The 8,138-nt window shown below is 35.7% G+C and carries 9 protein-coding genes; 1 reads left to right on the forward strand and 8 read right to left on the reverse strand.

The annotated features are described in order from the left end of the window. Positions 1-240: 240 nt before the first annotated feature. On the forward strand, positions 241-483 hold the full coding sequence (locus tag ACKI2P_RS06185) for a DUF5654 family protein (protein WP_407375999.1): 243 nt from the start codon (positions 241-243) through the stop codon (positions 481-483). A 44-nt stretch (positions 484-527) separates the two neighbouring features. On the opposite strand, the gene ACKI2P_RS06190 is transcribed toward ACKI2P_RS06185, so the two are convergent. The 8 genes from ACKI2P_RS06190 to ACKI2P_RS06225 form a co-directional block, all read right to left on the reverse strand. Continuing rightward, positions 528-1,007 (reverse strand): hypothetical protein, encoded by a 480-nt coding sequence (locus tag ACKI2P_RS06190; RefSeq protein WP_407376001.1) that lies wholly within the window; start codon positions 1,005-1,007, stop codon positions 528-530. Positions 1,008-1,051: 44 nt separating this feature from the next. After that, positions 1,052-1,978 (reverse strand): deoxyhypusine synthase, encoded by a 927-nt coding sequence (locus ACKI2P_RS06195; RefSeq protein WP_407376003.1) that lies wholly within the window; start codon positions 1,976-1,978, stop codon positions 1,052-1,054. 19 nt (positions 1,979-1,997) lie between these two features. After that, positions 1,998-2,900, reverse strand: a complete 903-nt coding sequence (locus ACKI2P_RS06200) for a CBS domain-containing protein (protein ID WP_407376005.1) — start codon at positions 2,898-2,900, stop codon at positions 1,998-2,000. Between the two features lie 164 nt (positions 2,901-3,064). Then, a complete protein-coding gene (locus ACKI2P_RS06205; protein WP_407376007.1) occupies positions 3,065-4,054 on the reverse strand; it encodes an ATP phosphoribosyltransferase in 990 nt (329 codons plus the stop codon). A gap of 39 nt (positions 4,055-4,093) precedes the next feature. Then, on the reverse strand, positions 4,094-6,142 hold the full coding sequence (locus ACKI2P_RS06210) for a heavy metal translocating P-type ATPase (protein WP_407376009.1): 2,049 nt from the start codon (positions 6,140-6,142) through the stop codon (positions 4,094-4,096). A gap of 262 nt (positions 6,143-6,404) precedes the next feature. Next, entirely contained in the window at positions 6,405-6,686 is a 282-nt protein-coding gene (locus tag ACKI2P_RS06215; RefSeq protein WP_407376011.1) for a hypothetical protein, read from the reverse strand. Positions 6,687-6,698: 12 nt separating this feature from the next. After that, positions 6,699-7,829, reverse strand: a complete 1,131-nt coding sequence (locus tag ACKI2P_RS06220; RefSeq protein WP_407376013.1) for a TIGR04083 family peptide-modifying radical SAM enzyme — start codon at positions 7,827-7,829, stop codon at positions 6,699-6,701. 2 nt (positions 7,830-7,831) lie between these two features. Continuing rightward, the gene (locus ACKI2P_RS06225; protein WP_407376015.1) at positions 7,832-8,041 is read right to left on the reverse strand and encodes a TIGR04165 family Cys-rich peptide; all 210 of its coding nucleotides are present in this window, start codon (positions 8,039-8,041) and stop codon (positions 7,832-7,834) included. Positions 8,042-8,138: the final 97 nt, after the last annotated feature.

Below are 8,138 nucleotides of genomic sequence, written 5' to 3' on the forward strand. Positions count from 1 at the left end.
TAGAAAATTACATAGGTAATACAATGCCACGAGCGCACAAAAAGAAGTTTAGAACAATGGAAGGAGTATTCAACCAGATAATGCTTCAAAAAAATGGATGGATTGAAAAAAGAAATCAAGAGCTAACATCTTGACAGTCCCCAAATCAAATAAAACTTAAACTATTTAAATAAAAAAGATGAAAAATATTATTGTTCTTATATAATTTGAACAAAATTCATATAAACGGAGGAAAAAAACATGGCAAATGAAGTGACAAAAATGATTTTAGAAACAATCTTAGCATTAATCACCACTGCATTCGCGTTTGTTGCTGGTGAAGCATGGAACAGTGCAATCCAAAAATTAATTGAAAGTTTCATTGGTACTGGAGATGCTCTTCCAAGTTTATTTACCTATGCTATCATTGTAACCATTATCGCAGTTATCGTTACCGTACTCATTGCTAGAGTTGCTGGTAGAATGGGTGCAGAAATCGAATAAACAAAAAATAAAGGAATTAATAATTCCTTTTTTAACTCTTTTTTTTAATTTAGACTTTCAAAAGCCATACCCGCCATCTCATATGATACATCAAATAGGACAACATATACAAATGCCCAAATGGTGAATACATTTAAAAACGCAAGCAGCAAAATTGCAACTTTCAATACGAAACGGTATTCAAAAAACAGATTCAAAAACTTATTTTCAGTCCTATCAGGTATCAGTTCATGACCGACTTCATCACCTAAAGTAGCCAGAACACAAACAAGCAATATTACCAAATTCAGCTCCGGAATACCGAAAATAAGCAACAGTATCAGAAAAACGACAAAGGTAATTATATGATGAATACCATCCACCTTCAGGGCTAATAAATTACCGATAGGAATAGATACAAAAATATAAGCCGCCTCGACATTATATATAGCACCTGCAGCTGATGCAATACCGCATAGAACTCCTAAAATACTTGCAAAACGTAAATCTTTATTTACATCAAATAAATCATCTGAATATTTCATGAAAAATCCAGATAAAATAAATAAAATGGCTAATATGATATAACTCATTTAATCATCTCAAGTTTATCTAACGCCGCTGCATAAATCAACGGGAAAATTACAGTTACATCACCTACAACACTAGCCAGATTGGATCCACATCTTGCCTTTGCCCAGGATTTAGCTTCTTCAAGAGGTGCTCCTCCCAAACTGCCTGCTTCAGGCCTGTCCATAGTAATCTGAATAGCGGCATCAAGACCTCCTTTAATTACATTGGAAGCCAATGTATAGTGTTTTGTCAGTCCTCCACCTAAAAGAACAGCACCCACTTTTTCAGATTCAAAAACTATATCCGAGAGGTAATGCATATCTCCAACTGCATCGACCGCAAAATCATGATCCTGTGAGAAAATCCACAACTGAAGACCCATCATGGAATCTATCAGTCCAGGTGCAAATATAGGAATGTCATTACGTGCGGCGGTTGCAACAAATGAGTTTTCATCATCCACTAAAAGTCCTATTTCATGAAGTAACTGCTGAATGGAAATGATTTTATGTTCCTTTGAGATTTTTTCAAAAATTTCAATGATTTCTTTTTCGAATATTGCAAAATCATCTGAACCAACATTGATGTCAGCGATTCTTCCAATACCCTCCTCATTCAATTGCTCATCATCTTTTCCTTCATGGCGGTAGTGAGACCCTCCAAATGCCTCAACCAAATCATGAGTAATATTAGCTCCACTGGAAACAATCAAATCTATATGGCCTTCATTAATCATTTTAGTCACGATGTTTCGCATTCCCCCTGGAATCAAAGGCCCACCAAGACTTAAAAATACGCTCATATCTTCATCATCAATCATATCCGCCAATATATTACATGCGCGGGCAACTCTACCTGCTCCAAGCACTCCGGATTTATCAAACTGGTTTAACAAATCCAGAACCTTCATATCCTTATCAACATTTATTTGGTTAACTTTCATTAAATCACATTGAAAAAAATTAATTGGTTATTATAGGAAATTGTTTTAAATTAGTAATACTGTCTATCAAATCGGTTCTTGTGACAATTCCCAGTAAAACCTGGTTATTATCTGCAATTATCAATCTTGAAATTGACTTTTTAAGCATAACCTCAATCGCATTGACTATTTTCATGTCCTCATTTACAATAACAACATTTGTAGACATGAGCTCGCCAACAGTTAAGTCTTCCTTATCTTCAGCTATTGCCTGAACCAAATCAGTAAGTGAAAAGACTCCTACTACCTTTCCATCTTTTATTACAGGAGCTCCATCGATTTCATGTTCCACCAATTTTTTTGCAGCCTCTTTTATGGAACAGTCCAACTTGAATGAAATAACATCCTTACTTGCAATATCCCCGACAGTATTTTTGGGAATACTTCTTATTGTAGTTGCATCAACCAATAAAAGATTGTCCATATCATCACGGCCGACAATTGTTCCCATAATTCCAAGGTTATTGACAGGTGTCGGACCGATTGTAACCGTGTCACCGAGATTTAAATCCTTAATACTTCCGAGAACTTTTATTGCAGCTTCACATTCACTAGGCTGCGGAACACTGGTAAACTCAATTCGTGCAACTGAAGCATCCTCCAGGCGTTTGCCGTTTTTGTAAATCGGAACTTTGGAATCTTGGTCTGAAACTGAAATATTCAAAGCATGATATGCTTCAATTGTAGGCTTGTATCCGCCTCTAGGACCCGGTACTCCTTTAACTAAACTTAAACTTCTTAAAGATTGCATCTGGTTACGTATTGTCCCTGGATTTCTGTTCATAACCTCAGCAATATCTTCCCCCTTAATAGATTTACCATTAGAAGACTGGTATAAGTTTATTAAAGTTTGCAAAATTTCTTTTTGAACAGATGTTAACATGTTAAAACCCCATCTAATAAATAATAATATTAATATTTGTAAAATATACCTTATAAATGTTAATGAAAAATAATGACAAATTATTTCTACTTTCGTGAAAAATAAACAAATTACAATTTAAATCTAAAAAAATAGACAAAATTAAAATAAAAAAAGTGAAATGATTATTCAATCAGTTGTTTCAAATCATTTCTAATAATAGAAGTAGCTTCAAATCCTTTGATGGCATCAACCATTTCAGGGAATTTCGCCTTAGGAATCAGAACGTTTACCTGAGAGAAATCAGAACCCGGAGTGATTGTAGGCTCATCAGCACAAAGCTTGTTTTCAATCAGATAGTTTGTAACATTTTCAATTTTACCGTTGGCAATGTTGAACTTTACATCAAAGTATTTTTTGGCAGTAATCGCACCGAAAAGCTGCTTGTAAATCATCTTGGCCTTTTCCATCTTCTCGCCTGTGCAGCTGACACCAGCATAAAGCCCTGCGGATGAGTGAAGGATGGTTTCGATTTCCTTAAGACCTGCTTTTCTCAAACTGCTTCCGGTCTGGGTGTTGTCGACAATCAGATCAGCGCCTTTTGCAATGTATACTTCAGTTGCACCGTCTGAATTTATGACCTGAACCATTTCATTATCACCGTCTGTCAATCCCCTTACCTGAACAAATGGAACTGCATCCCCATAAAGTTCCTGATATACTTCATTTTCCATGATGAACTTTCTGGTCAAGTTAGGATATTCGGTAAAGCATAATATTGGAGTTTTTCTTTCCTTGTTTGCTCTGAACAAATCAGATAAACTGTCATATGGAGAATCATTTGGAACGGCCACAATCAAACGGGTCATACCATAGTCCAAATCACCTATTTTTACTGTATTGGTTTTCCTTAAAACTGATTCTTCCTTAATCCAATCCTCACCAACGATTGCTATATCAACCATTCCTCTGTTCAACTCGACTGGAGTTGATTGAGGACGGGTTAGAAAAGCAACAATATCATCATCGTTTAGAATATCAATTTCGTAAGATTCATTGCCAGGTTCATATCCACGGACCTCATAACCTGCATCAACAAATAACTGGTGAGTATTTCCTCTATTAACGTTATTCAAACTTCCTTTTGGAAGTCCTAAAATTATTTTATCATTCATAATAATACCTACATTTAACATTATTAGTCAAGGTATATATTAATTGTGATATGATTCACAATTTTGTCTTGATAATGAATGTTTGTGCACATGGATATGTTTAATTCCAGAATCTGTTTCAATTTCATCAAGTATTTCGATACCCTCGTGGGAGTGTGAATGTTCTCCGTCGTTATGGAAGTGATAATGTGAATGCTCGACATTTTGTGTATCTATCTTTTTGATTGAATCATCAAAATGTCTGTCATAAAGCAAAGCCGCATTTAGAACAACCAGACATGATCCTGCATTATGTACAATAGCTCCGGTTACTGGATTTAAAAGTCCCAAAACGGAACATACAATTGCGGCTGCATTAATTATCATTGAAAGTGTAATATTTGCCTTGATTGTAAACAATGTGGAATTGGACAATTTCTTAAGGTATGGGATTTTACCTATATCATCACCCAAAAGTGCAATGTCAGCCGCTTCGATGGCCACATCACTGCCGACAGATCCCATTGCAACACTTACATCAGCAGTTTTGAGTGCCGGTGCATCGTTTACCCCGTCACCAATCATACAGACCTTTTTACCTTCACTTTTGAATTTTTCTATCCAATCCAATTTTTCTTGAGGAAGGAGATTTCCGTAAACCTTTCCAATTCCAACCTGTGAGGCAAAGTAATTAGCAGTTTCTGTATTATCCCCTGTAAGCAATACGGTTTCGGTTCCTAAATCATGCAGACTTTCTATCATTGACTTGGAATCTTCACGTATCACATCAGACAATCCAATCAATCCAATGACCTCGCAGTTTAATGCAACAATGATTGATGCCTTACCTTCATGTTTTAATTTATTTAATTGACTGTCAACATCAACTTTAATATCATTTTCATTAAGGAATTTGGAGTTTCCTGCATATACCTGACCAAAAGAATTTTTACATGAAACACCTTTTCCGGGATACATCTTAAATTCTTTCGGTTCTTCAACATCTATTTGGGCATCTTTTGCATTGCGCACAACGGCTTTGGCCAGTGGATGCTCGCTTAATTTTTCACAGGATGATGTGATTTTAAGTAAATCAAGTTCAGATAAATCTTCTTTTAAAGAGATAATATCAGAAACTTCTAAATTACCGTAAGTTAAAGTACCGGTCTTATCGAATACCAATGTATTCAGACCGCCTAAGGTTTCAAGCGCTTCGCCTGATTTGATTAAAACCCCATATTTTGTTGCCTGGCCTATTGCTGCCATAATTGCAGTTGGGGTTGCAAGTATCAATGCACATGGACAAAATACTACCAGAACTGTGACTCCTCTTTCAATGTTTCCGGTTACTGCCCATGCGACAATCGCTATTATCAACGCAACAGGAACCAGCCAGGTTGCCCATTTATCCGCAATCCTTTGTGTTGGAGCCTGTTTTTCATCAGCTGCCTTGACAAGGTCAATCAGTTTTTGGAGTGATGAATTTTCACCTAAACTAGTCGCTTTTATATCAATGGCCCCATACAGATTGATGGTTCCGCAAAACACATCATCGCCGACTTCCTTATCAATAGGCAGGGATTCACCAGTCATGATTGATTGATCAAGTGAACTTGTACCATTTATTATTTCACCGTCTACAGGTACGCTTTCTCCCGGCAGAATTCTTAATGTGTCTCCAATTTTAATATCATCAACCGGAACTACCTCTTCAATACCGTTTACAATTCTTCTTCCGGTTTGTGGAGTTAAATTGATTAAATTTCTTAAACCTTTTTTGGCTCTTTCAACAGTCCAATCCTCCAAAAGAGCACCTAAAGCCATAATCCATGCAACTTCTCCAGCTGCGAAGATTTCTCCAATAAACAATGAAGCCACCATAGCTATTGCAATCAGTAATGCTGATGAAATCCATTTTTCACGTACCAATCTTGTCATAGCCAACAGAAGCATTGGAATCCCACTTATAATCACAGTTCCCCAAGCAGGATTTAAATAAACAGGAGTATTAATCCCAAAAATCATAAAAATAACTGCAACTAATAAAAAAACGCCAGAAATAATGGTCATTTTTAATCCAAACATAAAGTCAGTTATTTCATCTATCACGCTAAACACCTCAAAGTATTACTTTTTTTTAATTTATTTAAATACCCAGTATTACTCAAAAATTTTTTAATGAAAATCCCAATATTGAGATTATTGAAAAAAATAACAGTAATTACCAACAGTCTAAAAGTATTACTTTTTTTGAGTTCATTTAAATACTCAGTATTACTAAAAGGTAATTTGTAAAAAATAGTATATAAATATTATTACTTTTTTCGAATTCATTTATATACTAGGTATTACTTAAAAAAATAGAAAAAAATTATTTCTGATTTTCAACAGCATCAAGAACCTTCCGGGCATAGACCCTATCCTTATCCTTCATGTCCTCAGACAAATCAGAGTAAGATATAAATAAATCATTCCAACGATTCATCTTATCTTTAACGGAGTCAATGGATTTCATATCCTCATCAGATAAATCCAAATCCTTGTTTTTTTCGATAATATTTAATAGCTCATTAATATCAATAGAAATAGATTTGGCCCACTCACACCATTGAACGTGTTCAAGTTCGGCCAAATTCTCCAAAAGTTCATCCATAATTACACCGGTTTACGGTTTCATAGCAAGATCCATTATGCTGAATTGGTCACCCTCTTTTCTAGGTGTCTGTTCACCAAGGCCTCCAAATGCAGAACGGGCAAATTCCTTATTCATCCTTTTGGAAACTTCACCGAAAATCATTTTATAAGCAGTACATTGAGGGTCAACCGCCTGAGGAGTTTGATATGCAACGATAGCATTATACGGACAACCGCCTTCACAGTACTTGACATATCTGCATTTTTCACAGTTTTCATCAACATAATCCCTGAACTGCTGAAGTTTAGCCCAGGAATCGGATGTTTTTAAATCATCAAAACTAGGAGTATCCTTGACATTTCCTAAAATGTAGTCATCCATTCCAACAAACCTGTAACATGGATATATTGAACCGTCTGAACCTACGGCCAAAGTAGTGCCCACACAATCGGCAAAAGTGCATAGAGTGCCTCTTCTTCTCAGTGCACTTTTACAGATATGGTCCAAGTCCATTATTGTGAACTTATCCAAATCATAAAGGTATTTATCCAGCCATTCGACTAGAAGTTTTCCATGTTCCTCCTGGTCAAGTGCCCAAGGGTCTGCATTGTCACCTCTGAGTGACGGCAAGGCCGCATGGATTTTAAGGTTCATCTTCTCATTTTTAAAGAAATCATACAGTTCATCTGAAAAGTCTTTTGAGTAATCGGTTACTGTCAATACAAAGTTGATGATTAATCCCTTGCTTTTTGCCAGTTCAAATTTAGACATTGTCCTGTCGAAGTATCCCTCTCCCCTTTGAAAATCATTTATTTCCTTCGGACCATCGATACTGGTACTGACTACAACATTATACTTGACAAACAAGTCAATCAGCTCTTCTGTTAGAAGCCAGATATTGCTCTGAAGTGAAAATCCGTCAAGATTATCAATTTGGGACAGTTTTTCCAGTGCGGTTTCATAAAAGTCATAACCTGCAAGAAGAGGTTCGCCGCCATGGAATGTGAAGTGGACTTTATCATCCCTAAAACCATCTAACCAATCGATAATGTAATCGATGATTTCCAAATCCATCATTTCCTTTTTGTTTTCAGATCCCCAACAGTATTTACAATTTGATGGGCAATTGAGTGTTGGAATAATCATTACATGAAATGTCATTTTTATCCGTAAATTTTGTTTAGTTCATTTAACAGTTTCTTTTTCTCGTCTTCATCCATATTATCATTTACAAAGAAAATATAGCCGCATTCCTCACATCTCACAGTATCCATTTCTGCATGAGCCCTGTGATTGTCTAACATTTTTCTGTGTGCTATCTTATCCTTTGAACCGCATTTTGGACATGGAGCTAATAATTCTTCAAGTTTCATTTTTTTCACCTATAACTAATATTCTATTTTTGAAGTATATAATTGTATAGACAATAGAAAAGTATAAATAAGATTTGTTAAATGACTGCAATTTTGT

Origin of the sequence: Methanobrevibacter sp., from assembly GCF_045541095.1 — an archaeon.
In the GTDB taxonomy this organism is placed as follows: domain Archaea; phylum Methanobacteriota; class Methanobacteria; order Methanobacteriales; family Methanobacteriaceae; genus Methanocatella.

Coding starts and splice junctions, on each gene's coding strand:
- ACKI2P_RS06190 (WP_407376001.1), bottom strand. CDS start 1,007: ATGAAATATTCAGATGATTTATTTGATGTAAATAAAGATTTACGTTTT.
- ACKI2P_RS06195 (WP_407376003.1), bottom strand. CDS start 1,978: ATGAAAGTTAACCAAATAAATGTTGATAAGGATATGAAGGTTCTGGAT.
- ACKI2P_RS06205 (WP_407376007.1), bottom strand. CDS start 4,054: ATGAATGATAAAATAATTTTAGGACTTCCAAAAGGAAGTTTGAATAAC.
- ACKI2P_RS06220 (WP_407376013.1), bottom strand. CDS start 7,829: ATGACATTTCATGTAATGATTATTCCAACACTCAATTGCCCATCAAAT.
- ACKI2P_RS06215 (WP_407376011.1), bottom strand. CDS start 6,686: ATGGATGAACTTTTGGAGAATTTGGCCGAACTTGAACACGTTCAATGG.
- ACKI2P_RS06200 (WP_407376005.1), bottom strand. CDS start 2,900: ATGTTAACATCTGTTCAAAAAGAAATTTTGCAAACTTTAATAAACTTA.
- ACKI2P_RS06225 (WP_407376015.1), bottom strand. CDS start 8,041: ATGAAACTTGAAGAATTATTAGCTCCATGTCCAAAATGCGGTTCAAAG.
- ACKI2P_RS06185 (WP_407375999.1), top strand. CDS start 241: ATGGCAAATGAAGTGACAAAAATGATTTTAGAAACAATCTTAGCATTA.